This window comes from Bacillus sp. TSO22 (assembly GCF_020223595.1).
GTDB lineage: Bacteria > Bacillota > Bacilli > Bacillales > Bacillaceae > Bacillus > Bacillus inaquosorum.
This window is the reverse complement of sequence record NZ_JAHAWO010000009.1, coordinates 293,996-319,733: the sequence shown is the minus strand read 5'-3', so window position 1 is coordinate 319,733 and position 25,738 is coordinate 293,996. Positions and strand designations below refer to the sequence as shown.

The 25,738-nt window shown below is 41.9% G+C and carries 30 protein-coding genes; all 30 read left to right on the top strand.

Translation table 11 applies throughout. The features are described 5' to 3' along the window. The first annotated feature begins 12 nt into the window (after positions 1 to 12). The gene (locus tag KHQ79_RS10110; protein ID WP_225515044.1) at positions 13 to 1,470 is read left to right on the top strand and encodes a flagellar hook-length control protein FliK; all 1,458 of its coding nucleotides are present in this window, start codon (positions 13 to 15) and stop codon (positions 1,468 to 1,470) included. Beyond that, positions 1,467 to 1,889 (top strand): flagellar hook assembly protein FlgD, encoded by a 423-nt coding sequence (flgD, locus tag KHQ79_RS10105; protein ID WP_225515042.1) that lies wholly within the window; start codon positions 1,467 to 1,469, stop codon positions 1,887 to 1,889. Before KHQ79_RS10110 ends, flgD begins: the two co-directional genes overlap by 4 nt. 20 nt (positions 1,890 to 1,909) lie before the next feature. Then, positions 1,910 to 2,704 (top strand): flagellar basal body rod protein FlgG, encoded by a 795-nt coding sequence (gene flgG / locus KHQ79_RS10100; RefSeq protein ID WP_003238530.1) that lies wholly within the window; start codon positions 1,910 to 1,912, stop codon positions 2,702 to 2,704. Positions 2,705 to 2,743: 39 nt separating this feature from the next. After that, complete coding sequence (gene swrD, locus KHQ79_RS10095) at positions 2,744 to 2,959, top strand: swarming motility protein SwrD (protein ID WP_003220876.1); 216 nt, start codon at positions 2,744 to 2,746, stop codon at positions 2,957 to 2,959. After that, positions 2,956 to 3,378 (top strand): flagellar basal body-associated protein FliL, encoded by a 423-nt coding sequence (gene fliL / locus KHQ79_RS10090; protein ID WP_225515040.1) that lies wholly within the window; start codon positions 2,956 to 2,958, stop codon positions 3,376 to 3,378. Before swrD ends, fliL begins: the two co-directional genes overlap by 4 nt. Positions 3,379 to 3,411: 33 nt before the next feature. Then, positions 3,412 to 4,410, top strand: coding sequence for a flagellar motor switch protein FliM (gene fliM, locus KHQ79_RS10085; RefSeq protein ID WP_003220879.1), 999 nt, complete (start codon positions 3,412 to 3,414; stop codon positions 4,408 to 4,410). Further along, positions 4,400 to 5,533: a flagellar motor switch phosphatase FliY gene (fliY, locus tag KHQ79_RS10080; RefSeq protein ID WP_225515038.1), complete on the top strand. Its 1,134-nt coding sequence runs from the start codon at positions 4,400 to 4,402 to the stop codon at positions 5,531 to 5,533. Before fliM ends, fliY begins: the two co-directional genes overlap by 11 nt. Before the next feature lie 25 nt (positions 5,534 to 5,558). Continuing rightward, positions 5,559 to 5,921, top strand: coding sequence for a chemotaxis protein CheY (cheY, locus tag KHQ79_RS10075; protein ID WP_003220882.1), 363 nt, complete (start codon positions 5,559 to 5,561; stop codon positions 5,919 to 5,921). A 14-nt stretch (positions 5,922 to 5,935) separates the two neighbouring features. Further along, positions 5,936 to 6,595, top strand: a complete 660-nt coding sequence (gene fliZ, locus KHQ79_RS10070; RefSeq protein ID WP_225515036.1) for a flagella biosynthesis regulatory protein FliZ — start codon at positions 5,936 to 5,938, stop codon at positions 6,593 to 6,595. Next, on the top strand, positions 6,588 to 7,253 hold the full coding sequence (gene fliP, locus KHQ79_RS10065) for a flagellar type III secretion system pore protein FliP (RefSeq protein ID WP_019258404.1): 666 nt from the start codon (positions 6,588 to 6,590) through the stop codon (positions 7,251 to 7,253). The genes fliZ and fliP overlap by 8 nt, the downstream gene beginning before the upstream one ends. Positions 7,254 to 7,267: 14 nt before the next feature. Beyond that, on the top strand, positions 7,268 to 7,537 hold the full coding sequence (gene fliQ, locus KHQ79_RS10060; protein ID WP_014113798.1) for a flagellar biosynthesis protein FliQ: 270 nt from the start codon (positions 7,268 to 7,270) through the stop codon (positions 7,535 to 7,537). A gap of 7 nt (positions 7,538 to 7,544) precedes the next feature. After that, positions 7,545 to 8,324 (top strand): flagellar biosynthetic protein FliR, encoded by a 780-nt coding sequence (gene fliR, locus KHQ79_RS10055; protein ID WP_003238525.1) that lies wholly within the window; start codon positions 7,545 to 7,547, stop codon positions 8,322 to 8,324. After that, the gene (gene flhB / locus KHQ79_RS10050) at positions 8,324 to 9,406 is read left to right on the top strand and encodes a flagellar biosynthesis protein FlhB (protein ID WP_225515034.1); all 1,083 of its coding nucleotides are present in this window, start codon (positions 8,324 to 8,326) and stop codon (positions 9,404 to 9,406) included. The genes fliR and flhB overlap by 1 nt, the downstream gene beginning before the upstream one ends. 32 nt (positions 9,407 to 9,438) lie before the next feature. After that, positions 9,439 to 11,472, top strand: coding sequence for a flagellar biosynthesis protein FlhA (gene flhA / locus KHQ79_RS10045; RefSeq protein WP_019258406.1), 2,034 nt, complete (start codon positions 9,439 to 9,441; stop codon positions 11,470 to 11,472). Beyond that, positions 11,472 to 12,572: a flagellar biosynthesis protein FlhF gene (locus KHQ79_RS10040; RefSeq protein WP_060398631.1), complete on the top strand. Its 1,101-nt coding sequence runs from the start codon at positions 11,472 to 11,474 to the stop codon at positions 12,570 to 12,572. The genes flhA and KHQ79_RS10040 overlap by 1 nt, the downstream gene beginning before the upstream one ends. Continuing rightward, on the top strand, positions 12,563 to 13,459 hold the full coding sequence (flhG, locus tag KHQ79_RS10035; protein ID WP_225515032.1) for a flagellum location/number ATPase FlhG: 897 nt from the start codon (positions 12,563 to 12,565) through the stop codon (positions 13,457 to 13,459). The genes KHQ79_RS10040 and flhG overlap by 10 nt, the downstream gene beginning before the upstream one ends. 1 nt (position 13,460) lies before the next feature. Then, positions 13,461 to 14,531, top strand: coding sequence for a protein-glutamate O-methylesterase CheB (cheB, locus tag KHQ79_RS10030; protein WP_003238518.1), 1,071 nt, complete (start codon positions 13,461 to 13,463; stop codon positions 14,529 to 14,531). A 5-nt stretch (positions 14,532 to 14,536) separates the two neighbouring features. Continuing rightward, the gene (cheA, locus tag KHQ79_RS10025) at positions 14,537 to 16,546 is read left to right on the top strand and encodes a chemotaxis protein CheA (RefSeq protein WP_225515030.1); all 2,010 of its coding nucleotides are present in this window, start codon (positions 14,537 to 14,539) and stop codon (positions 16,544 to 16,546) included. A gap of 21 nt (positions 16,547 to 16,567) precedes the next feature. Then, positions 16,568 to 17,038: a chemotaxis protein CheW gene (gene cheW / locus KHQ79_RS10020; protein WP_003238516.1), complete on the top strand. Its 471-nt coding sequence runs from the start codon at positions 16,568 to 16,570 to the stop codon at positions 17,036 to 17,038. A gap of 18 nt (positions 17,039 to 17,056) precedes the next feature. After that, positions 17,057 to 17,686: a CheY-P phosphatase CheC gene (gene cheC, locus KHQ79_RS10015; protein ID WP_019258412.1), complete on the top strand. Its 630-nt coding sequence runs from the start codon at positions 17,057 to 17,059 to the stop codon at positions 17,684 to 17,686. Continuing rightward, the gene (gene cheD / locus KHQ79_RS10010) at positions 17,683 to 18,183 is read left to right on the top strand and encodes a chemoreceptor glutamine deamidase CheD (protein ID WP_019258413.1); all 501 of its coding nucleotides are present in this window, start codon (positions 17,683 to 17,685) and stop codon (positions 18,181 to 18,183) included. Before cheC ends, cheD begins: the two co-directional genes overlap by 4 nt. 22 nt (positions 18,184 to 18,205) lie before the next feature. Next, a complete protein-coding gene (gene sigD / locus KHQ79_RS10005; RefSeq protein WP_003220911.1) occupies positions 18,206 to 18,970 on the top strand; it encodes an RNA polymerase sigma-28 factor SigD in 765 nt (254 codons plus the stop codon). Between the two features lie 28 nt (positions 18,971 to 18,998). Continuing rightward, complete coding sequence (locus KHQ79_RS10000) at positions 18,999 to 19,502, top strand: DUF6115 domain-containing protein (protein WP_225515028.1); 504 nt, start codon at positions 18,999 to 19,001, stop codon at positions 19,500 to 19,502. A gap of 143 nt (positions 19,503 to 19,645) precedes the next feature. Then, on the top strand, positions 19,646 to 20,386 hold the full coding sequence (gene rpsB, locus KHQ79_RS09995; protein ID WP_003220918.1) for a 30S ribosomal protein S2: 741 nt from the start codon (positions 19,646 to 19,648) through the stop codon (positions 20,384 to 20,386). 100 nt (positions 20,387 to 20,486) lie between these two features. Next, the gene (gene tsf, locus KHQ79_RS09990; protein ID WP_003238511.1) at positions 20,487 to 21,368 is read left to right on the top strand and encodes a translation elongation factor Ts; all 882 of its coding nucleotides are present in this window, start codon (positions 20,487 to 20,489) and stop codon (positions 21,366 to 21,368) included. A 145-nt stretch (positions 21,369 to 21,513) separates the two neighbouring features. Beyond that, on the top strand, positions 21,514 to 22,236 hold the full coding sequence (gene pyrH / locus KHQ79_RS09985; RefSeq protein WP_003238510.1) for a UMP kinase: 723 nt from the start codon (positions 21,514 to 21,516) through the stop codon (positions 22,234 to 22,236). A gap of 1 nt (position 22,237) precedes the next feature. After that, on the top strand, positions 22,238 to 22,795 hold the full coding sequence (gene frr, locus KHQ79_RS09980) for a ribosome recycling factor (protein ID WP_003238508.1): 558 nt from the start codon (positions 22,238 to 22,240) through the stop codon (positions 22,793 to 22,795). Between the two features lie 130 nt (positions 22,796 to 22,925). Then, entirely contained in the window at positions 22,926 to 23,708 is a 783-nt protein-coding gene (locus KHQ79_RS09975) for an undecaprenyl pyrophosphate synthase (RefSeq protein WP_060398636.1), read from the top strand. A 3-nt stretch (positions 23,709 to 23,711) separates the two neighbouring features. Continuing rightward, entirely contained in the window at positions 23,712 to 24,521 is an 810-nt protein-coding gene (gene cdsA / locus KHQ79_RS09970) for a phosphatidate cytidylyltransferase (protein ID WP_080010796.1), read from the top strand. A 61-nt stretch (positions 24,522 to 24,582) separates the two neighbouring features. Continuing rightward, positions 24,583 to 25,734 (top strand): 1-deoxy-D-xylulose-5-phosphate reductoisomerase, encoded by a 1,152-nt coding sequence (gene dxr / locus KHQ79_RS09965; RefSeq protein ID WP_225515026.1) that lies wholly within the window; start codon positions 24,583 to 24,585, stop codon positions 25,732 to 25,734. Positions 25,735 to 25,738: the final 4 nt, after the last annotated feature.

Sequence of the window (25,738 nt, the reverse complement as noted above, 5' to 3'; positions counted from 1 at the left end):
GGGGAATTGAAGGTGAAGCTGCTTGAATTGGCGGGACCTTTGCTGCAAACCACAGCGGGTACTGCTGCTAAAACCATGAAAAGTAACCAGGGAGTTTTTCAAAACTGGCTGATGTCTGAGGCCGGATTGAAGGAAATCTCAGAACAAGGAAAGGGAACTCCTACTTCCGGTCAGCTTTTGGCAGATGCGCTTAAAAAGATCAGTGATTGGCTAAATGCAAGCCCTGAAGATCAAGACAAACAAAAAGTGGAACTTCTGCAAACATTAAACAAACTAACAGGGGAGCAGTTGGATGAAACTGCTCAGCGAATGCTGCAGAATCTGTTGCAAGCAGTTGAATCAAAAGTGTCCGGCGGGACAAATCAATTACTCGCAGAAGCAGACAAAATCATTTCAGAAAGTAAAACGGCTTTGGCAACCAATGAGTCTGCTGCTGACATTAATGGAGAACTGAAGTCTGATACAGAGCAATCAAATCAGGAGAATGAAGGATCTGAGGATGATAAAGAACTTATCCTTATCCAGATGTTCATTAGTCAGCTGCTAGAAGGGAATAAGCTGTCTGACCGCGGGAAGGGAAATGAAGCTCATGTCATTTACCAGAATGGTGATCAATTTCTTTCTGCATTAGAAAAAAAGGGCGTATCTCAACAGCTCATTCAGGATCTTAAACAGCAAATATTCACTAAAGATGAGTCTAGTTCAAAACTTTATTCGATGACAGCGTCAGAGCTGAAAAGCTTTCAAAGCTTAATGGAACAAATGTCTATGCTTCCTCAAAAAGGGACCAAAGAATGGAATTTAGCTGAAAGTCAGCTGAAAGCTTTCCTGTTATCGAAATCATCCGAATCATCGCAAGACTTTGGAAAGCGTGCCCTCTCACCGCTCTCACAGAGTTCATCCAGCAAAAGTGGACCGGATGCTTCTGGAAGTATTCAGCCTGTAGATAGTAAATCAGGACTCCAAATGCTGTTTTCAGGATACCGGAACACTGGAGTTCAAACACTGGATCTGCAGCAGCTCTCAACTGATTTACCGACTGCTGAAACAAAAACGGTGGCTGATCAAGTGATCAATGCATGGAAGCAGATGAAATATACGCCTTTCGGCAGATCGACGGGAAGTTTCACCATTCGGCTGAACCCTGAACATTTAGGATTTGTCACAATCAAGCTGACAAATGAAAATGGGATCTTTCAGAGTAAAATTATTGCATCGAGCCAATCAGCAAAGGAACTGCTTGAACAGCATCTTCCTCAGCTGAAGCAATCATTGCCGAATATGGCCGTTCAAGTTGACCGTTTTACTCTCCCGGTCCAAACCGGAGATCAGCCGATATACGGCCAGCTTGCTGATGAACAGAAACAGCAGCAAGAGGGGCAGAGACAGCAAAGACAGAAAAAGCAATCAAATGATTTCGGCGATCTGCTCGATGAAGTGTCGATGGTTGAAATGGAGGAAGAAGAATGACTTCTATAAGTTCAGAATATAAACTGCCTGAAAAAACAAGCACTGTGACGACTAGCAATAGCAGCTTGGGGAAAGATGAGTTCTTAAAGATATTAATGACTCAAGTCCAAAACCAAGATCCGCTCAACCCGGTTGATGACAAAGAATTTATCAGTCAGATGGCGACTTTTTCAAGCTTGGAGCAAATGATGAACATGAATAAGACCATGACTCAATTTGTTGAAAATCAAGATCCGTTTACTTCGTATGTTGATTGGTTGGGAAAAGAAGTATCTTGGACTGATGGTCAAAGTACAACAAATAAAACTGGCACAGTAAGCTCTGTTAAACATTCTCAAGGAAACTATTATCTCATTCTTGATGATGGGACCGAGATCAATCCGTGGAATGTAATGTCTGTAGCACAGTCTTCTAAATAAAAAATCTGGGGGAATTTATTATGTTACGTTCACTTTATTCTGGAATCAGCGGTATGAAAAACTTTCAAACAAAGCTTGACGTTATCGGCAACAACATTGCCAACGTAAATACAGTAGGATTCAAAAAGAGCCGTGTTACCTTTAAAGATATGGTAAGCCAAACAATTGCCGGCGGTTCTGCGGCTGGTGCAACTATCGGCGGTACGAACTCTAAGCAGATCGGTTTAGGTTCATCTTCTGGCACAATTGATACAATTCATTCAACAAGCGCAACACAAAGCACAGGGCGAACACTTGATTTAGCGATTGACGGCGATGGTTACTTTAGAATTGATACAGGCGACGGAACAGCTTATACAAGAGCAGGAAACTTCTATTTAGATAATACCGGAACACTGGTTACCGGTGATGGCTATCATGTGTTAAATATGACTGGTGGAACAATTCAAATCCCTCTTGATGCACAAAGCTTCAGCATTGGTTCTGATGGAAAGGTGTCAATTGTTGATGCGGGCGGTCAAACACAAGACGGCGGACAAATCGGGATTGTTACTTTTGCAAACAGTGACGGTCTGGATAAAATCGGAAGCAACTTATACCGTGAGTCTTTAAACTCTGGGACTGCCAGTGCAGCCAACCAGCCTGGTGATGGCGGTACAGGTTCCCTTAAATCAGGTTTTCTCGAAATGTCTAACGTTGATTTAACTGACGAATTTACTGAAATGATCGTTGCCCAGCGCGGATTCCAATCAAACTCGAAAATTATTACAACATCTGATGAAATCCTTCAAGAACTGGTTAACCTTAAACGTTAAGGAGGGAGGGGAGGTGAGTAATCGCTTCTCCGCTGTTTTATGATTAAAGTAACCCGTTTGAATGGGCAGCCCTTTACACTGAATGCGCTGTTTATTGAACAGATTGAATGCTTTCCGGATACTACAATCACTCTGTCAAATGGTAAGAAGTTTGTAGTAAAAGAAGATGAAGAAGCTGTTCTGGAAAAGATCGCATCTTTCTACCGAAAAATACAAATATTTTCAATGGATCAAGGAATAGAGGAACCGGAATGAAGAAAAAATTAATGATCATTTTACTAATTATTCTTATCATAATTGGTGCTCTCGGGGCGGCGGCTTATTTTGTTTTAGGCGGAAAGTCCGAAAAAAGTGAAGCGAAAAAAAGTATTGATGAAATCGTTGCATCTTCTGTTGATGTAGAAGAGATCACAACAAATTTAAAGTCTGATAACATTATCCGGCTTGCTATTAAACTTGAAACTGACTCTGATAAATCAAAAGAAGAACTTGAGAAACGTGATTTTCAAGTGAAGGACGCTGTAATATCACTGCTGGCTGATACGAATGCTGATGAGATTGAGGGAGACAAGGGAAAAGAAACCTTTAAGAAGGAACTAAAAGATAAAATAAATAGCTACCTCCAAAAAGGAAAAGTAGAAAAAGTGTATATTACCTCCTTTAATCTGCAATAAAGCATAATTTGACAGAATACGGAGGTGAGGAAAATGTCAGGAGAAGTTCTCTCCCAAAATGAAATAGATGCACTGCTTTCTGCAATATCAACTGGTGAAATGGACGCTGAAGAGCTGAAAAAAGAAGAAAAAGAGAAGAAAGTGAAGGTTTATGATTTCAAACGTGCGCTGCGGTTTTCTAAGGATCAGATCCGCAGTTTAACGAGAATTCATGACAATTTTGCAAGACTTCTTACTACTCACTTTTCTGCTCAGCTCAGAACCTATATTCACATATCTGTCAGTTCTGTTGACCAAGTCCCGTATGAGGAATTTATCAGATCTATACCGAACATGACGATCCTGAATCTGTTTGATGTCCATCCGATGGAAGGCAGAATTATGATGGAGGTTAACCCGACGATTGCTTATACGATGATGGATCGGGTAATGGGCGGTATTGGAATCAGTCATAATAAGGTTGATAGCTTGACAGAAATTGAAACAAAAATCATTTCTAATTTATTTGAAAATGCACTGGGAAATTATAAAGAAGCTTGGCAGTCAATTGCTGATATTGAACCGGAAATGACTGAGTTTGAAGTAAATCCGCAATTCGTTCAGATGGTATCTCCTAACGAAACAGTTGTGGTAATTTCACTCAATACTCAAATCGGTGAAATCAGCGGTGTCATAAATCTCTGTATCCCGCATATCGTCCTCGAGCCGCTCATACCGAAACTTTCAGTCCACTATTGGATGCAATCAGATCGAAATGAGCCGAAGCCTGAGGAAACAAAATCGCTTGAAAAACGTATCATGACAGCACAAATACCTGTCGTGGCCGAGCTCGGCACATCTGAACTGACAATAGAAGAGTTTTTAAGTTTAGAAGTCGGAGACTGCATAACTTTGGACAAATCAGTCACGGATCCTCTTACTGTATTGGTCGGAGATAAGCCGAAATTTTTAGGACAAGCCGGCCGGGTGAATCGAAAACAGGCAGTGCAAATTTTAGATCACGACATAAGAGGTGAACAAGATGGAGAATAATAGATTATCTCAAGATGAGATTGACGCGCTTCTTAACGGCACTGGCAGCACGCCGGATGAGCCAGAGGTTCCGGAAGTACTTGACTTATCGGAAATGGAGCGTGATGCGATCGGTGAAATCGGAAATATTTCATTCGGCAGTTCTGCAACAGCGCTGTCAACGCTTTTAAACCAAAAAGTCGATATTACGACTCCGAGCGTAACTGTCATACCTAAAAGTAAAATCAGCGATGCGTTTCCTGAACCGTATGTAGCGATTGAAGTAAATTATACGGAGGGCTTCAGCGGCAGCAACCTGCTGGTCGTGGAACAAAATGACGCGGCGATCATTGCTGACTTAATGATCGGGGGAGACGGAAAAGGTGCGGACCCTTCACTGGGTGAAATCCATTTAAGTGCGGTTCAAGAAGCAATGAACCAAATGATGGGATCGGCAGCCACATCAATGTCTACTGTATTCAGTAAAAAAATTGATATTTCACCGCCTCGGGTTGAATTGCTCGATGTAACTGAAGAAAAGGGAACAGACCGTATTCCTGATGATGAAATGCTGGTGAAAGTTTCTTTCAACTTAAAGGTGGGAGAATTAATAGACTCCAGCATTATGCAGCTTTACCCACTGACATTTGCGAAAGATTTAATTTCAAGCCTTATGAATACAGGAAATGCAGAGGGAGAAACATCGCCGCAGCCTGATGTTACATATGAGCAGCCGAAAGAGCCTGTGGCACCAGAGCCGCGTATTGAACCGCAGGAGCAACAGCCGCCAAAAAGGCAGGGGACGCCGAAAAAAACAGCACCAGTTCAGGTTTCACCGGTGGAATTTTCCGCGTTTGACCCAAATGAGGCTTCGCAAGCCCCTATAAACAACCTGGATATGCTTTTGGATATCCCGCTTTCGATTACTGTTGAGCTTGGCAGAACAAAGAGAAGCGTAAAAGAGATTTTGGAGCTTTCTGCCGGAAGTATTATTGAGCTTGATAAATTAGCCGGTGAGCCGGTAGATATTTTAGTTAATCAGCGTATTGTTGCCAAAGGCGAGGTCGTTGTGATTGAAGAAAACTTTGGTGTAAGAGTCACTGACATTTTAAGCCAGGCAGAGCGCATTAATAATTTAAAATAACGAAACACAAGGAGAGAGATTGAATATGGCACACAGAATTTTAATTGTAGATGACGCAGCATTTATGCGAATGATGATTAAAGATATTTTGGTGAAAAACGGTTTTGAAGTAGTAGCGGAAGCTGAAAATGGAGCACAAGCAGTAGAAAAGTATAAAGAGCATTCTCCTGATCTTGTTACTATGGATATCACGATGCCAGAAATGGATGGGATTTCAGCATTAAAAGAAATTAAACAAATTGATGCACAGGCAAGAATCATTATGTGTTCTGCTATGGGACAGCAATCAATGGTTATCGATGCCATTCAGGCCGGCGCTAAGGATTTTATCGTAAAACCTTTCCAGGCAGACCGTGTGCTTGAAGCAATCAACAAAACATTAAGTTAAAGGGTGTACGACTGTTGAAAAAGAGTCAATATTTCATCGCTTTTATTTGTTTTTTCGTTTTATTCAGTGTACATCCGATTGCTGCTGCCGCAGCAGACTCTGATAATTCAACTGTAAACGAATGGTTTCAAAAGAAAGATGAAAAAAATGCAGATAAGTCAGAGCAAAAGGAAGAAAAAACAACACAAACTGCTGATGAGACGGAGGGAGCGGCGGCTCCTTCTGTCTCAGCTTTTGATTTTGTAAAGATGATTTTCGCTTTACTGTTTGTTATCGTGCTGATTTACGGGCTGGTTAAGCTCATGAACAAAAGAAATCGGCTCCTAAAGCCTTTTCAATATGTTGAAAATATTGGCGGCACATCGGTCGGCCAAAACAGATCCATCCAATTGATCAAAGTCGGAAAAAGTGTGCTCGTCGTCGGTGTTGGAGAGACGATCCAGCTGCTGAAAGAAATTGAGGATGAAAAAGAGATTGAAGTCATTCTCAGCCAGCATGAAGAGGCTATGTCAAGCAAGATAGAGTGGCAAAAGTTTGTGAAGCCGTTGAAGAGCTCTGAACATCAGCCGCAGCAAAAACTGCCTTCATTTTCAAAAGCTTTAAAAGAGCAGCTTGAAGAGTTAAAACAAAACCGTTCTGAAGGAAAGAAGAAAGGCCCACGTCATCATGAATGAGTTTATAAATATTTTCAATTCAAGCGATCCGGAAAACGTTAGTTCAACTGTTAAATTATTATTATTGTTAACTGTATTTTCAGTGGCGCCTGGAATATTGATTCTTATGACTTGTTTTACCCGCATCGTCATTGTTCTGTCATTTGTCAGAACTTCACTGGCGACGCAATCTATGCCGCCAAACCAGGTTCTTATCGGGCTTGCGCTGTTTTTAACGTTTTTTATTATGGCTCCTACTTTTTCAGAGATTAATAAAGAAGCGCTGACGCCATTGATGGACAACAAAATCAGCTTGGACGAAGCGTATACGAAAGCTGAGGAACCAATTAAAGAATTTATGAGTAAACACACAAGGCAGAAGGATCTGGCGCTGTTTATGAATTACGCCAAAATGGATAAACCCGAATCATTAAAGGATATTCCGCTAACAACAATGGTTCCCGCTTTTGCCATATCGGAGCTCAAAACAGCGTTTCAAATAGGTTTTATGATTTTTATCCCATTTTTAATTATAGATATGGTAGTGGCGAGCGTCTTAATGTCAATGGGAATGATGATGCTCCCTCCAGTTATGATTTCTCTGCCCTTTAAAATATTACTTTTTGTTTTAGTAGACGGCTGGTATTTAATTGTGAAATCTTTGCTTCAGAGCTTTTAGGGTAGGTGCTAAACGTGAGTTCAGAATTTGTAATTTCTATGGCGGAAAAAGCCGTATACGTAACGCTGATGATCAGTGCGCCATTGCTGGCTATTGCTTTACTGGTCGGTTTAATCGTCAGCATATTTCAGGCGACAACCCAAATCCAGGAACAGACTTTGGCGTTTATTCCCAAAATCGTGGCGGTTCTTCTGGCCTTGATTTTTTTTGGTCCATGGATGCTGTCGACCATTCTTTCGTTTACAACAGAACTGTTTTCTAATTTAAATCGTTTTGCAGGGTAATGTAGAGATGAATTCGATTATTGATTTATTTCCTGCCTTCTTATTGGTTTTTATTAGAATTTCTGCTTTTTTTGTAACGATTCCGCTATTCGGACACCGGAATGTCCCAGCTGTTCATCGTATTGGATTTGCTTTTTTTCTCGCGGTCATTTGTTTCAGCACCATTGATAAACCTCCCTCTTTGGAGATAGATGGGCAATATATGCTCTTGGCGTTTAAGGAAGCTTTGGTTGGTCTTTGTCTAGGCTTAATTGCTTATATGATGATTGCCGCAGTTCAAATTGCCGGCTCTTTTATTGATTTTCAAATGGGATTTTCAATTGCGAATGTTATTGATCCGCAAACTGGTGCACAAAGTCCGTTGATCGGCCAGTTTATCTATACGATGGCACTTTTGTTTATGCTGAGTGTCAATGCCCACCATTTGCTGCTTGACGGTATTTACTACAGCTTTCAGTATATTTCAGTTGATCAGGCATTTCCGAATTTCGGCGATGAAAAGTTTGCTTATTTTATCGCGAAAAGCTTTAATGCGATGTTTATTATTGCTTTTCAAATGTCAGCGCCGGTTGTGGCCAGTTTGTTTCTTGTTGATTTAGCATTAGGTATCGTGGCTCGAACTGTTCCGCAATTAAATGTATTTGTGGTCGGTCTGCCTTTAAAGATCGCTGTCAGTTTCATCATGCTTATTGTGTGTATGTCCGTTATCTTCGTCGTTGTGCGGAATGTCTTTAGTTTAACGATTGAAACGATGCGGAATCTTTTAGCATTGGTCGGTGTTTCTTAATGAAGCTTAGAATTGACCTGCAGTTTTTTGCGGGAGAAAAGACAGAGAAAGCCACTCCGAAAAAACGGAAGGATACGCGAAAAAAAGGGCAGGTAGCAAAAAGCGCGGATGTCAATACCGCCATTTCTTTATTGGTAGTATTCCTTTCGCTTATTGCGATTGGTCCGTTTATGAGAGACAGGCTGCTGTCATTTATAGAAACTTTTTATACCGAGTCGCTCACAATGAAGCTCTCAGAATCAAATGTGCACACACTGTTTATCAGCTTATTAGAGGATACGGGCATCATACTTGCACCGATCTTGCTTGTCGCTCTTGTTGCAGGGGTCGTAAGCAACTATATGCAGGTTGGGTTCTTGTTTTCTGCTGAAGTGATACAGCCTAAGCTTGAAAAACTGGACCCGATCAAAGGATTTAAACGAATATACAGTATGAGGGCGATTGTAGAGCTGATTAAATCGATATTGAAAATCACGGTTGTCGGTTTTGCGGCCTTCGCTGTTCTTTGGCTGCATTATGGAGAAATTCTCCGGCTCCCGCTCCTGACACCAGAAGAGGCCCTTTCTTTTGTTTCAAAACTCACTCTGTGGATGGGGCTGAGCGGTGCAGGCGCTTTGTTGATTCTTGCTGGTCTCGATTATTTATATCAGAGATTTGACTATGAGAAAAATATCAAAATGTCAAAACAGGATATAAAAGATGAGTACAAAAAATCTGAAGGAGACCCGATTATCAAGTCTAAAATTAAACAAAGACAGCGGGAAATGGCGATGAGGCGGATGATGCAGGAAGTTCCAAAAGCGGATGTCATTATCACAAACCCTACTCACTATGCGATTGCCCTGAAATATGACGAAGAAAAAATGGACGCTCCTTATATTGTTGCAAAAGGTGTTGACCACCTGGCGTTAAAAATCAGGAAAATTGCTAAAGAGCATGATGTCATGATGGTAGAAAACAGACCGCTTGCCCGTGCGTTATATGATCAGGTAGAAATTGACCAGGCAGTGCCGGAAGAATTTTTTAAAGTGTTGGCAGAAATTCTGGCTTACGTATATAAAACAAAACAAAAAGTATATTGAACTTTTCGATTTAAAAGGAGAGAAAAAACAGCATGTCAACAAGAGATTTATCCGTTTTAATAAGTGTGGTCCTCATTGTGGCGATGCTGGTGATTCCATTTCCTCCATGGCTGTTAAGTATTTTGATCATTATAAATATTTCTCTTGCGTTGATCGTGCTTCTCACCACAATGAATATGCAGGAAGCGCTCCAGTTTTCGATTTTTCCGTCACTGTTGCTGCTTTTAACCCTATTTCGTTTGGGCTTGAACGTCTCAACTACCCGTTCAATTCTTTCACATGGTGAGGGAGGAAAAGTCGTCGAGACTTTCGGAAATTTCGTTGTCGGCGGAAATGTATTAGTTGGTCTCGTTGTATTTATCATCCTGATTATTATTCAGTTTATCGTCATTACGAAAGGTGCTGAACGTGTTTCTGAGGTTGCAGCAAGGTTTACGCTGGACGCAATGCCGGGGAAGCAGATGAGTATTGATGCTGATTTAAACGCAGGGATGATTACCGAACAGGAAGCGAAGCACCGCCGCGAAAAAGTGGCAAGAGAAGCAGACTTTTATGGAGCAATGGACGGTGCCAGTAAATTTGTAAAAGGCGACGCGATTGCCGGAATCATCATTGTGATGATCAATATTATTTTCGGTATCGTTATCGGAATGCTTCAGCAAGGCATGTCTATTCAAGAGGCCGCTTCACACTTTACGATGCTGACTGTAGGGGATGGAATTGTTTCGCAAATTCCGGCGCTGTTAATTTCTACAGCTACGGGTATTGTCGTGACAAGAGCTGCCTCTGAAGGAAACTTAGGGCATGACATTACAGGTCAGCTGTTTGCTTATCCAAAGCTTTTATACGTCGCAGCAGCTACGATTCTGCTTCTTGGTATTTTCACTCCGATTGGCATTTTTCTGACGGGGCCGCTTGCAGGGCTGCTTGCTTTCGGTGCTTATACGCTATCTAAATCAGGTAAGGAAAAAGAAGAAGTGGATGAGATTCTTGAGGAAGAGGCTGAGGTTGACGAGCTTAAAAGCCCTGAAAGCGTTGTTCAGCTTCTGCACATCGATCCGATAGAATTTGAGTTTGGGTATGGTCTGATACCGCTTGCTGATGCCAATCAAGGCGGTGATTTATTAGACCGGATTGTTATGATTCGCCGCCAGTTGGCTCTGGAACTAGGGCTTGTCATTCCTGTCGTGCGCATCAGAGATAATATAGCACTGCAGCCTAATGAATACCGATTGAAAATTAAAGGAAACGAAGTAGCAAAAGGCGAGCTGCTCCTTGATCATTATTTAGCGATGTCGCCTACGCCTGAAGACGATCTCATAGAAGGGATTGAAACAGTGGAGCCGTCATTCGGACTGCCGGCCAAATGGATTGGCGAATCGGTAAAGGATGAGGCTGACATGCTTGGTTATACAGTTGTCGATCCTGCTTCAGTCGTTTCAACCCATATTACGGAGAAAATTAAGCAGTATGCCCACGAATTGATCGGAAGACAGGAGACGAAACAGCTCATCGATCACTTGAAAGAAACGTATCCAGTCCTTGTGGAAGAGGTTACGCCGAATCCGTTGTCTGTTGGTGATATTCAGAAGGTGCTGGCTAAGCTTTTAAAAGAAAAAGTTTCAATCCGAAACTTAGTAACGATTTTCGAAACGCTTGCTGACTATGGAAAATTAACAACAGATTCTGATCTTTTGACAGAGTATACAAGACAGGCACTGGCAAAACAAATTACAGCCCAGTTTGCTAAAGAAAATGAAGTGTTGAAGGTTGTTACTTGTTCGGGCCGTGTAGAAAAGGCAATAGCAGACGGTGTACAGCAAACGGAACACGGGAATTATTTGTCGCTTGAACCAGATATTTCAGAAAGTATTGTGCGCTCTGTCGCTAAAGAAGCCGAACAGCTCTCATTGCGTCAGGAAACTGCGATTCTTCTTTGCTCGCCGCCTGTCAGAATGTATGTGAAACAGCTTCTGGAACGATACTTCCCTGATCTTCCGGTACTCTCTTATAACGAACTTGAGGCGAATGTTGAGGTACAAAGCATTGGAGTGGTGGATATTTAATGAAAATCAAAAAATTTACTGCTGCTTCAATGCAAGAAGCGGCACTTCTCATCAGAAAAGAGTTGGGTAATGAAGCGGTCATCTTAAATTCGAAAAAAATTAAAAAGCGAAAATGGTTTGGACTCGTCAACAAGCCTGCTGTTGAAGTAATTGCCGTATTGGATCAAGACTTTCTTGAGAAAAAAACGCCTCAGAAGGCAGCTGAGCCGAAACAAACATTAAAAACTCCGGTCAGCAGTCCGAAAATAGAGGAGAGGACATACCCCCCTCAATTTCCGGCGCAACATGAACCCGTTGATTTTTCAGCTTATCAATCTGTACTTCCTGAGCCGCTGCGAAAAGCAGAAAAGCTTTTGCAAGAAACGGGGATTAAAGAGGCAACGAAGACGAGCGCTCTGAAAAAACTGCTGGGCTGCTCTGTGGAAGCGGGCGGTCTTACGGAAGAAAACGTGGTCAGTAAACTTCAGGATATCCTATGTGATACGCTGCCTTCAGCAGACAAGTGGCAGGAGCCTATCCATTCAAAGTATATCGTGCTGTTTGGTTCAACAGGGGCTGGTAAAACAACAACGCTTGCTAAGCTCGCAGCCATATCTATGCTTGAAAAACAGAAAAAAATTGCTTTTATTACAACAGATACGTATCGGATTGCAGCTGTTGAACAGTTGAAAACATACGCCGAACTGCTGCAGGCTCCTCTGGAAGTTTGCTATACAAAAGAAGAATTCCAGCAGGCGAAAGAGTTATTTTCTGAGTATGATCATGTGTTTATTGATACAGCCGGAAGAAACTTCAAGGAGCAGCAATACATTGATGAATTGAAAGAGACGATTCCTTTTGAGAGCAGCATTCAGTCATTTCTCGTTTTATCCGCGACTACAAAATATGAAGATATGAAGCATATTGTCAAACGGTTTTCATCTGTCCCTGTCAATCAGTTCATTTTTACAAAAATAGATGAGACTTCTTCTTTAGGTTCTGTATTTAATATACTGGCAGAATCAAAAATAGGTGCCGGATTTATAACAAACGGCCAGAATGTGCCGGAGGATATACAGACTGTATCACCTCTTGATTTTGTAAGGATGCTGTGCAGATGAACAGATTTGACCAAGCAGCAACTTTACGGGCGAAAATGGAAAAGCGTCAGCGTGTTCTGCCAATGGTTTATTCTCAAAAAGCGAAGACACTTGCTGTCATCAGCGGCAAGGGCGGTGTCGGAAAATCCAATATTACCTTAAACATGGCTCTTGCGCTGCAGGATAAAGGTAAGAAGGTACTGCTCATCGATCTTGATATCGGGATGGGGAACATTGATATATTAATGGGAAATTCATCGTCTTCCACGATTATCGATGTATTAACCGATCGCAAGCCTTTGATGCAGTCATTATCTGTTGGGCTAAAGGGTTTGCGGTACATATCAGGGGGAACCGGTCTTGATGTGATATTTCAGCTGGATCAGAGAAAATGGGCGTTTTTTGCCAATGAGCTTTCTCATGCGTTAAGCCAGTTCGATTATGTACTGTTTGACATGGGAGCGGGCTTATCAAAAGATCAGCTGCCTTTTATTTTATCGGCGGAAGATATTTTGATCATAACAACTCCCGAACCTACGGCCATCATGGACGCATATAGCGCTGTCAAGCACTTGGTTTTGACAGAAAATAAGCTATCAATGAAGGTCGCTGTCAATCGGTGCCGTGATCAACAAGAAGGGCTGGATGCTTTTACCCGCCTTTCCCGCACGATTCATATGTTTTTGGATGTTCAGGTTCAGTTTGCAGGTTCTGTTTCTGAAGATCCGATCGTAAGCAAAGCAGTTGTCGAACAGGTTCCTTTTTTCATACAAAGTCCTCAGGCAAAAGCCAGCCGGTCAGTCCGTCTTTTAGCGGATGCCTTGTTTGAAAGAGAAGAAACAAGACACAAAGTAGAAAAACAGACATTTATTGAGAAGTTATCTTCTTTTTTAATGAGGAGGGCTTAATTTGATTCGTGTGCTTGTAGTTGATGATTCAGCTTTCATGAGAAAAATGATAAGTGATTTTCTAACCGAGGAAAAGCAGATAGAAGTAATCGGAACTGCGAGAAACGGAGAAGAAGCGCTTAAGAAAATTAAATTACTAAAGCCGGATGTTGTTACTCTTGATGTTGAAATGCCGGTCATGAATGGGACAGACACACTGCGCAAAATCATTGAGATTTATAACTTGCCGGTCATCATGGTGTCAAGCCAGACCGAGAAAGGAAAAGAGTGCACAATTAATTGTTTAGAGATCGGTGCCTTTGACTTTATCACAAAGCCATCAGGCTCAATATCTCTGGATTTGTACAAAATTAAAGAACAATTAGTTGAGCGTGTCGTCGCGGCTGGACTTTCCGGCAAGCGGAAACATCCTGCTTCACAGGCAGTTCGGCCTGACCCTATAGTACGTGCTGTAAAGCCTGAATTAAGCAAACCGAAACCCGGCACAGGCAGACAAATTGTATGCATCGGCACATCAACAGGCGGGCCAAGGGCTTTACAAAAGGTGATACCGAAGCTCCCTAAGGATTTGAACGCACCAGTGGTTGTTGTTCAGCACATGCCTGAAGGCTTTACTGCTTCTTTGGCTGAGCGGCTGAATCATTTATCCGACATTCAAGTAAAAGAAGCAAAAGATGGCGAAACAGCTCTTAACGGCTGTGTTTACATAGCACCGGGCGGAAAAAACATATCCGTTATCAAAAATAGCGGAGGACTCCAGATCGTTCTTGATAATCTCGATACGCCAAGCCGTCATAAGCCATCAGCCGATTATTTATTCCGTTCTGTCGGTAAACTGGCAGACTATGAAAAAGTAGCGGTCATCATGACCGGAATGGGCAGTGACGGCACTGCCGGCCTAAAGGACATGCTTACGGCCGGCAATGTGAAAGCCATTGCGGAGTCTGAAGAATCTTGTGTCGTATATGGGATGCCGAAAGCTGCTGTTAAAGCGGGCCTCATTCATGAGATTAAACATGTGGAAGATATCGCAGCATCCATCACAAGCTGTGTGAAAAAAGAGAGGGTGTGATTCAAATGGATATGAATCAGTATTTAGATGTCTTTATTGATGAGAGTAAAGAACATTTACAAACATGTAATGAAAAGCTTCTCCTTTTAGAGAAAGACCCGACTGACCTTCAGCTCGTTCATGATATTTTCAGGGCTGCCCATACATTAAAAGGAATGAGCGCAACGATGGGCTATACGGATTTAGCACATCTAACCCACCTGCTTGAAAACGTGCTGGATGCAATCCGAAACGGAGATATGGCAGTTACCTCAGACTGGCTGGATATCTTGTTTGAAGCTCTGGATCACCTGGAAGCTATGGTTCAGTCCATTATTGACGGCGGGGATGGTAAAAGAGATATCTCAGAAGTGAGCGCAAAGCTTGATGTAAATGGTGCGCACGCTGAAACGGCTGCCTCTGCGGAACCTGCAGTAGCAGAAAATTTAGCATCTGATTGGGGATATGACGAATTTGAACGGACTGTCATACAAGAAGCGGAGGAGCAAGGCTTCAAACGATATGAAATCAAGATTTCTCTGAACGAAAACTGTATGTTAAAAGCAGTTCGTGTATATATGGTGTTTGAAAAGCTTAATGAAGTCGGAGAAGTAGCGAAAACAATCCCAAGTGCGGAAGTGCTTGAAACCGAAGATTTCGGCACTGACTTTCAAGTTTGCTTCTTAACACATCAATCAGCGGAAGAGATTGAACAATTGATCAATGGCGTTTCAGAAATTGAGCATGTTGAAGTCATTCAAGGGGCTCCTTTAACATCAGCAGAAAAGCCGGAAGAATCTAAGCCGGCAGATTCACCAGCAGCTGTACCTGTGAAGCAGGAGAAACAAAAACAGCCTGCTAAAAACGATGAACAGGCGAAGCACGGCGGATCTAAAACAATTCGTGTCAACATTGACAGACTTGATTCTTTAATGAACTTATTTGAAGAGCTTGTCATTGACCGCGGGCGTCTCGAGCAGATTGCAAAAGAGCTTGAGCACAATGAATTGACTGAAACGGTTGAACGAATGACGAGAATTTCCGGAGATTTGCAATCGATTATTCTTAATATGAGAATGGTTCCGGTTGAAACCGTTTTTAACCGGTTCCCGAGAATGATTCGCCAGCTTCAAAAAGAGCTGAATAAAAAAATCGAACTCTCGATCATCGGTGCGGAAACTGAACTGGATCGAACAGTAATTGATGAAATCGGAGATCCTCTCGTTCACTTGATCAGAAACAGTATTGACCATGGTATCGAGTCGCCGGAAATACGTTTGCAAAAGGGAAAACCAGAATCAGGAAAAGTTGTGCTTAAAGCCTATCACAGCGGCAACCATGTCTTTATTGAAGTAGAGGATGACGGTGCAGGCCTTAATCGCAAAAAAATTCTTGAAAAAGCGCTTGAGCGCGGGGTCATTACGGAAAAAGAAGCTGAAACCTTAGAAGACAATGAAATTTACGAATTGATTTTTGCTCCAGGGTTCTCAACTGCTGATCAAATTTCTGATATTTCCGGACGCGGTGTCGGACTTGATGTTGTGAAAAATAAACTGGAGTCTCTTGGCGGTTCAGTCAGTGTGAAATCTGTAGAAGGTCAAGGCTCTTTGTTCAGCATCCAGCTTCCGCTTACATTGTCCATTATTTCAGTACTGCTGATTAAATTGGAAGAAGAGACATTTGCCATTCCGATTTCTTCAATCATTGAAACAGCAGTTATTGATAGAAAAGACATTTTGCAAACGCATGACCGTGAAGTGATTGACTTTAGAGGACACATTGTCCCTGTCGTTTATTTAAAAGAAGAGTTTAAAATAGAAGATTCAAGACAAGATGCGGAACAGCTCCATATCATTGTCGTGAAAAAAGGCGACAAACCTACTGCATTTGTGGTGGACTCCTTTATTGGCCAGCAGGAAGTTGTGCTGAAATCACTCGGAGATTATTTAACAAACGTCTTTGCAATTTCCGGAGCTACTATTTTAGGAGACGGAGAAGTAGCGCTTATTATTGATTGTAATGCACTGATTATTTAACCATTCGAGGAGGTGTCTCACATGACTGCAGAAATTAAAACAGGCGAAAAAATGATTGTCTTTGTGGTAAATGGCAAAGAATATGCCATTTCTGTCACTCAGGTGAAATCAATTGAAAAATGGCAAAAACCAACGAGAGTGCCTGGCGTCGAACCATATATTTGCGGGGTAATCAATTTGCGCGGAGTGGTGACTCCGGTTATTGATTTAAGAAAGCGCCTGAATTTGCCAGAGTATGAAATTACGGATGAAACACGAATTATCATTATTGCTTATCGCGATACTGAAGTCGGCTGGATTGTGGATGAAGCCAATGATGTGATCACCGTACACGAAAGTGAAATCGAATCCGCTCCAGAAAGCATCCAGAAAGATACGGATGTGTCGATCAAACAGATTGTGAAGCAAGAGAACAGGCTATTAAATATTATTGATGCGAACGCGGTTTTGGATAAAGAATCATCTCAGTCCGCTGTGCCCGATCAAGCTTAATCTTAAAGGGGTTATGACATGAGTATTTTTAATGGAATCAAAGAAGAGCAGATGGACATTTTGCGGGAAGTCGGCAATATTGGCGCCGGCCACTCCGCCTCTGCAATGGCCCAGCTGTTAAATAGAAAGATAGATATGGAAGTCCCGTTTGCAAAGCTGCTGTCTTTCGATGAGCTTGTCGATTTTTTCGGAGGCGCTGATATCCCGGTTGCCAGCATCTTTTTAAGAATGGAAGGCGATTTAACGGGTTCGATGTTCTTTATAATGCCTTTTTATCAGGCGGAGCAGTTTATCAGAGAGCTGATTGGAAACCCCGATTTTGATATAGAGGACTTAAGTGAAGACCATATGAGCTCATCCGCTTTGCATGAACTGGGCAATATTTTAGCAGGATCATATTTAACGGCCTTGGCGGATTTGACGAAACTACAGCTTTATCCTAGTGTTCCTGAAGTTTCATTGGATATGTTCGGCGCTGTGATCAGCGAAGGGCTGATGGAGCTCAGTCAGGTTGGAGAACACGCTATTGTTGTCGACACGTCGATTTTTGACCAAAGCCATCAGCAGGAGCTGAAAGCGCATATGTTTATGCTGCCGGACTATGATTCATTTGAAAAGCTCTTTGTCGCCTTGGGTGCATCATTATGAGTACAACTGAGGCTGTTGTTGTAAAGGTAGGAATTGCTGACGTGAAGATCGCCCGCTTCCCGGACACCATCCGGACATCTGGTTTGGGATCATGTGTGGGGCTGGTGCTTTATGATAAAGAAAAGCAAACGGCGGGCCTTGTCCATGTTATGCTGCCGGATTCAACGTTATCTAAAACTGCCGAACTCAATCGGGCTAAATATGCTGACACCGCCGTAAAGACCACGATTGATATGCTGGTAGAAGCGGGTTGCCGGAAATTTGCATTAAAAGCAAAGCTTGCGGGCGGGTCAGAAATGTTTAAGTTTAAATCAACAAATGATTTGATGAAGATCGGACCGAGAAATGTATTAGCGATAAAGGAACAGCTGTCTTTATATAATATTCCTATTATGAGTGAAGATACAGGCGGCTCAAGCGGCCGGACGATAGAATTTGAACCGAAGTCCTGCATGCTGCATATTCGAACTGTTAAACAAGGTGAAAAAACGATTTAATTAAGGTATTAGGGGGATAACAATGCAATCCTTGAATTATGAAGATCAGGTGCTTTGGACGCGCTGGAAAGAGTGGAAAGATCCTAAAGCCGGTGACGATTTAATGCGCCGTTACATGCCGCTTGTCACATATCATGTAGGCAGAATTTCTGTCGGACTGCCTAAATCAGTGCATAAAGACGATCTTATGAGCCTTGGTATGCTTGGTTTATATGATGCCCTTGAAAAATTTGACCCCAGCCGGGACTTAAAATTTGATACCTACGCCTCGTTTAGAATTCGCGGCGCAATCATAGACGGGCTTCGTAAAGAAGATTGGCTGCCCAGAACCTCACGTGAAAAAACAAAGAAGGTTGAAGCAGCAATTGAAAAGCTTGAACAGCGCTATCTTCGGAACGTATCGCCCGCAGAAATTGCAGAGGAACTCGGAATGACGGTACAGGATGTAGTGTCAACAATGAATGAAGGTTTTTTTGCAAATCTGCTGTCAATTGATGAAAAGCTCCATGATCAAGATGACGGTGAAAACATTCAGGTCATGATCAGAGATGACAAAAATGTGCCGCCTGAAGAAAAGATTATGAAGGATGAACTGATTGCACAGCTTGCCGAAAAAATTCACGAACTCTCTGAAAAAGAACAGCTGGTGGTCAGTTTGTTCTACAAAGAGGAGTTGACATTGACAGAAATCGGACAAGTATTAAATCTATCTACGTCCCGCATATCACAGATCCATTCAAAGGCACTATTTAAATTAAAAAATCTGCTGGAAAAAGTGATTCAATAATGAATTTCATGGTTAGCGAGTGAAAAACATGTCAACACTATTATGGCTTTTAAGCTTTACGCTCCACGGCGCTCTTTTGTACGCTGTCATTATTCTGTATACGAGGCTCGCGGCTGTGAAAGAAACAGAAAAACAGCAAAAGAAGATACTTGAAGAGACGGAAAACACCTTGGCGGCATTTCTTCTTGAATTAAAAGAAGAAAATGAGAAACTGATAGAAAATACCGGTCCACCTTCAAGTCAAACTGAGGAAGAAACCAAAAAGCCAGACCTTCAGCACTCTGAAAAATATTCAGAGCGGGATGCAGTTCAAGAAGAAGAGAATCTTCCTGAACATATTGAAGGTCTGATTACTGCGGTTGAGCGTCAGGAAGAGAGCGTAAACAGCGATGTCCAATCATTTGAAGACCAGGTCATAGAATTATATGAGCAGGGGTATTCGGCTAGTCAAATTGCCCAGAAACTGAAGAGTGGAAAAACAGAAATCGAGCTATTTTTAAAATTTCGCTCCAAAGGTGTAAAGGATTCTTGATTGTCGGATAAAGCTGTGTTATATTATGTCTTGGTGTTAAATACACACGCTTAACGATTTATGCAGAGGGTGCTGCAGGCGGCAGTTCTGCACAAAAATGACCTAAGCGGAGGAAAAAAACCATTATATTAGGAGGAAATAACATGTCAGTCATTTCTATGAAGCAATTGCTTGAAGCTGGTGTTCACTTCGGTCACCAAACACGCCGTTGGAACCCAAAAATGAAGCGTTACATTTTCACGGAGCGTAACGGAATCTACATCATTGACCTTCAAAAAACAGTCAAAAAAGTAGAGGAAGCTTACAACTTCACTAAAAATCTTGCTGCTGAAGGCGGAAAAATCCTTTTCGTCGGAACAAAAAAACAAGCTCAAGATTCTGTTAAAGAAGAAGCTCAGCGCTCTGGCATGTACTATGTCAACCAACGCTGGTTGGGCGGTACATTAACAAACTTTGAAACAATCCAAAAACGTATTAAACGTCTTAAAGACATTGAAAAAATGCAAGAAAACGGTACGTTTGATGTACTTCCTAAAAAAGAAGTCGTTCAATTGAAAAAAGAATTAGAGCGTCTTGAAAAATTCCTAGGCGGAATTAAAGATATGAAGGATCTTCCTGATGCATTATTCATCATCGATCCTCGCAAAGAGCGCATCGCTGTTGCGGAAGCTCGCAAATTAAACATCCCTATCATCGGTATCGTAGATACTAACTGTGATCCAGATGAAATCGATGTTGTAATCCCAGCGAACGATGACGCTATCCGCGCTGTTAAACTTCTAACTTCTAAAATGGCAGATGCAATCTTAGAAGCGAAGCAAGGCGAAGAAGAAGCGGAAGTTGCTGAAGAAACTGCACCAGAAACAGAAACAACAACTGCGTAACCTATTCAAAAGGTGATAAGAGGGACTGCCTTTTATCACCTTTTTTCAAGAAAAATGTGTAAGATACATACTCTTGTTTAACATATAAGGAGGAATACAAATGGCAATTACTGCACAGCAAGTAAAAGAACTGCGTGAAAAAACTGGCGCGGGCATGATGGATTGTAAAAAAGCGTTAACTGAAACTGACGGAGATATGGACAAAGCAATTGACCTTTTAAGAGAAAAAGGGATTGCGAAAGCAGCGAAAAAAGCTGACCGTATCGCAGCAGAAGGTTCTACTCTTATTAAAACTGACGGCAACAAAGGTGTTATTTTAGAAGTAAACTCTGAAACTGACTTCGTTGCGAAAAACGAAGGCTTTAAAGAGCTTCTTAACACTTTAGCTGATCACCTTCTTGCAAATACTCCAGCAGATGTTGAAGAAGCAATGGGTCAAAAAATGGAAAACGGCTCTACTGTTGAAGAGTACATCACAAGCGCAGTTGCTAAAATCGGTGAGAAAATCACTCTTCGCCGCTTTACAGTTCTTACAAAAGACGAAAACTCTGCATTCGGTGCTTACCTTCACATGGGCGGCCGCATCGGCGTATTAACTGTTCTGAACGGTACAACTGACGAAGAAACTGCGAAAGATATCGCAATGCACGTTGCCGCGGTTAACCCTCGTTACATTTCTCGTGATCAAGTATCTGAAGAAGAAGCAAACCATGAGCGTCAAATCTTAACTCAGCAAGCCCTTCAAGAAGGCAAACCTGAAAACATCGTAGCGAAAATGGTTGAAGGCCGTCTGAACAAATTCTTCGAAGAAATTTGTCTTTTAGACCAGGCGTTCGTTAAAAACCCAGATGAAAAAGTGAAACAAGTTGTTGCAGCGAAAAACGCAACTGTTCAAACTTATGTCCGCTATGAAGTTGGAGAAGGCATCGAAAAACGTCAAGAAAACTTTGCTGAAGAAGTAATGAACCAAGTGAAAAAATAATGGCGAAAAGATTTCGCGGCCAAGTCGCGTCTTTTCAGGCAGTATAGGGGACACACTTTGTGTTCCCTATTTTTAAAACTATATTTACAAACCTTTTTTTCTCTTGCATAATAGAAAACGGCAATGTTTACACTTGGAGGTTATCATGGAAAAACCAAAATACAAACGAATCGTATTAAAGCTTAGCGGGGAAGCATTGGCAGGAGAACAGGGTAACGGAATTAACCCGACTGTCATTCAATCCATTGCAAAGCAAGTGAAAGAAATCGCTGAGCTTGATGTCGAAGTGGCTGTTGTAGTAGGCGGCGGCAACTTATGGCGCGGAAAAACAGGAAGTGACCTGGGCATGGACCGTGCAACTGCTGACTATATGGGAATGCTGGCGACAGTTATGAATTCGCTTGCTCTTCAAGACAGCTTGGAAACACTCGGAATCCAGTCCAGAGTGCAAACATCCATTGAAATGAGACAAGTTGCTGAACCGTACATAAGAAGAAAAGCGATACGCCACTTAGAGAAAAAACGTGTCGTTATTTTCGCTGCGGGCACAGGAAACCCATATTTCTCAACTGATACGACAGCTGCACTGCGGGCTGCTGAAATTGAAGCAGACGTTATTTTAATGGCGAAAAATAATGTTGACGGTGTGTATAATGCTGATCCTAGAAAAGATGAATCAGCTGTTAAGTATGAATCACTTTCTTATCTTGACGTTCTAAAAGACGGCCTGGAAGTCATGGATTCAACAGCATCATCTTTATGCATGGATAATGACATTCCGCTTATCGTCTTTTCTATTATGGAAGAAGGAAATATCAAACGTGCCGTTATCGGTGAATCAATCGGAACGATCGTGAGGGGGAAATAACGTGTCAAAAGAAGTATTAACTCAAACAAAAGAAAAAATGGAAAAAGCAATTGCTGCTTATCAGCGCGAATTGGCTACAGTACGTGCAGGCCGTGCAAATCCATCTTTATTAGATAAAGTAACGGTTGAATATTACGGAGCACAGACACCTTTAAATCAGCTGTCTTCTATTAACGTGCCTGAAGCTCGTATGCTCGTTGTAACGCCATATGATAAATCAGCAATCGGCGATATCGAAAAAGCGATTTTAAAAGCTGATTTAGGCCTTACGCCAACAAGTGACGGCAACATGATTCGAATTGCGATTCCGGCATTAACAGAAGAAAGACGCAAGGAATTAGTAAAAGTTGTGAAAAAATATGCTGAAGAAGCGAAAGTAGCTGTCCGTAACGTTCGCCGTGATGCTAACGATGATCTCAAAAAACTTGAGAAAAACGGAGACATTACTGAGGATGAACTGCGTGCTTCAACTGAAGACGTTCAAAAACTGACAGATGAATATGTGTCAAAAATTGACAGTGTCACAAAAGACAAAGAAAAAGAAATCATGGAAGTTTAATGAAAAACTATGTACAATAGATAATAGTGAAAAGACCCTCTCATGTTTACAGGGGGTTTTTTTGTTAATACTGTTGATTACATCGGTTATCAGCAGGGAATGCAACCTTTTTGGGTGACGGAGGAATCTCATGCTCAACATACTCAAAAATTGGAAGAACCAGCAAACTGCGGCTTCCAACTTAGAACGTTATACAAAAGAAGACATACTTAAGGGAGAAATTCCCGAACACATCGCCATTATCATGGATGGAAATGGCCGTTGGGCTAAAAAACGCTCTCTTCCCCGAATTGCAGGCCACCATGAAGGAATGAAGGTGGTAAAAAGGACAACGAAGCTTGCGAACGAACTAGGTGTCAAAGTATTGACATTGTATGCATTTTCAACAGAAAACTGGAAGAGGCCGAAAATGGAAGTCGATTTTTTAATGAAGCTTCCAGAAGAATTTTTAAATACGTATCTTCCAGAGCTTGTAGAGGAAAATGTACAGGTTCGGATCATAGGAGATGAAACGGCTTTGCCTGCGCACACATTACGTGCGATTGAAAAGGCTGTAGAGGATACGGCGCAAAACGACGGAATGATCCTTAATTTTGCTCTCAATTATGGAGGCCGTACTGAAATTGTCACTGCTGCAAAAGCACTCGCGGAAAAAGTGAAGGAAGGCTCTTTGGATATTGAAGACATTGATGAATCGCTTTTTTCTAATTATTTAATGACTGAATCTTTGCAGGATCCTGAACTTTTAATTCGAACGAGCGGCGAGATTAGACTGAGCAATTTTATGCTATGGCAGGTTGCCTACAGTGAATTTGTCTTTACTGACGTCTTATGGCCTGACTTTAAAGAGGATCACTTCTTACAGGCGTTAGGAGAATATCAGCAGAGGGGCCGGAGGTTTGGCGGAATTTAGAGGATGGTGGACATGAAACAAAGAATTTTGACAGGTGTTCTGGCAGCAATTGTATTTTTATTTTTGGTTATTGTCGGGAAATTGCCGTTCACCATATTAATTTATGCTATGGGCAGTGTGGCGCTTTTTGAGCTTTTACGGATGAAAAAGCTGAAGCTGGTTTCACTGCCGGGTTTGATCAGTCTTTTATTATTGTGGATGTTCTTATTGCCAAGCCAGTATTCGTTTTTTGAAGCGAATGGTATTTCAAAAATGGAAATCGCTTTGTTTGCGGTACTGCTTTTGCTGACTTACACAGTGTTGGTGAAAAACACCTTTACTTTTGATGAAGTCGGGTTTATTACGCTTGCAGCAATTTACATCGGAATGTGTTTTCATTATTTTATAGAAATCAGAAATCTTGACCAATACGGGTTAACATACATTTTTTACGCGTGTGTTGTGATTTGGTCCACTGATTCCGGTGCATATTTTGTCGGGAAAGCGCTTGGTAAGCGAAAACTGTGGCCTGAAATCAGTCCGAATAAAACAGTGGAAGGCTTTGCAGGCGGAATTGTCATCGCACTTGTACTGGCGACGATTTTTCAGCTTTTTGCACATCTTCCGATCCCGTATATCTATCTGCTTTTGATCACGCTGTTTTTGTCTGTTTTCGGACAACTTGGAGATTTAGTGGAATCCGCCTTGAAAAGACATTACGATGTAAAGGATTCTGGGAAGATTCTTCCCGGGCATGGCGGTATATTAGACCGTTTTGACAGTTTCTTGTTTGTCATGCCTTTCTTGTACTTTCTGCTTGCCCTTTTTTCATAAAAAAGTCTAATATGAATATGAGACTGATCATGCAGCAAAAAGAATAGGAGTAGTGGCAGCTTTGAAAAATATTTGTCTTTTAGGAGCAACAGGATCAATCGGCGAACAGACTCTTGACGTATTGCGTACGCATCAAGATCAATTTCAGCTGGTATCTATGTCGTTTGGCAGAAATATTGATAAGGCCGTACCAATGATTGAGGCCTTTCAGCCGAAGTTTGTCTCTGTCGGTGATCTGGATACATATCATAAATTAAAACAAATGCCTTTTTCTTTTGAATGCCAAATCGGGCTGGGAGAAGAAGGACTGATAGAAGCAGCAGTGATGGAGGAGGTTGACATTGTTGTCAACGCCTTGCTCGGAAGCGTCGGTCTTATCCCGACGTTAAAGGCAATTGAACAGAAAAAAACAATTGCGCTTGCAAATAAGGAAACTCTTGTCACTGCAGGGCATATAGTAAAAGAACATGCTAAGAAATATGATGTTCCGCTGCTGCCTGTTGACAGTGAGCATTCGGCAATTTTTCAAGCCCTTCAAGGCGAACAGGCTAAAAACATTGAACGCCTCATCATTACGGCATCCGGCGGAAGTTTTCGGGACAAGACGCGGGAGGAGCTCGAATCAGTAACAGTTGAGGATGCGTTAAAACACCCGAATTGGTCAATGGGTGCAAAAATTACGATTGATTCGGCTACAATGATGAATAAGGGATTAGAGGTGATCGAGGCACATTGGCTATTCGATATACCATATGAACAAATTGATGTAGTTTTACATAAGGAGAGCATCATCCATTCAATGGTTGAGTTTCATGACAAAAGTGTGATCGCACAGCTCGGAACTCCGGATATGAGAGTTCCAATCCAATATGCGCTCACTTATCCTGACCGGTTGCCATTACCAGATGCGAAAAGGCTTGAATTATGGGAAATCGGCAGCCTCCATTTTGAGAAAGCTGATTTTGACAGGTTCCGATGCTTACAATTTGCTTTTGAATCAGGTAAAATAGGAGGAACAATGCCGACAGTGCTAAATGCGGCAAATGAAGTAGCTGTAGCTGCCTTTTTAGCCGGCAAGATACCGTTTTTGGCTATTGAAGACTGTATCGAAAAGGCACTATCCCGCCATCAGGTAATGAAAAAACCGAGGCTGGCGGACATTCAAGAAGTGGACAAAGATACCCGGGGATACGTCAATTCAATACTCACATAAGGTG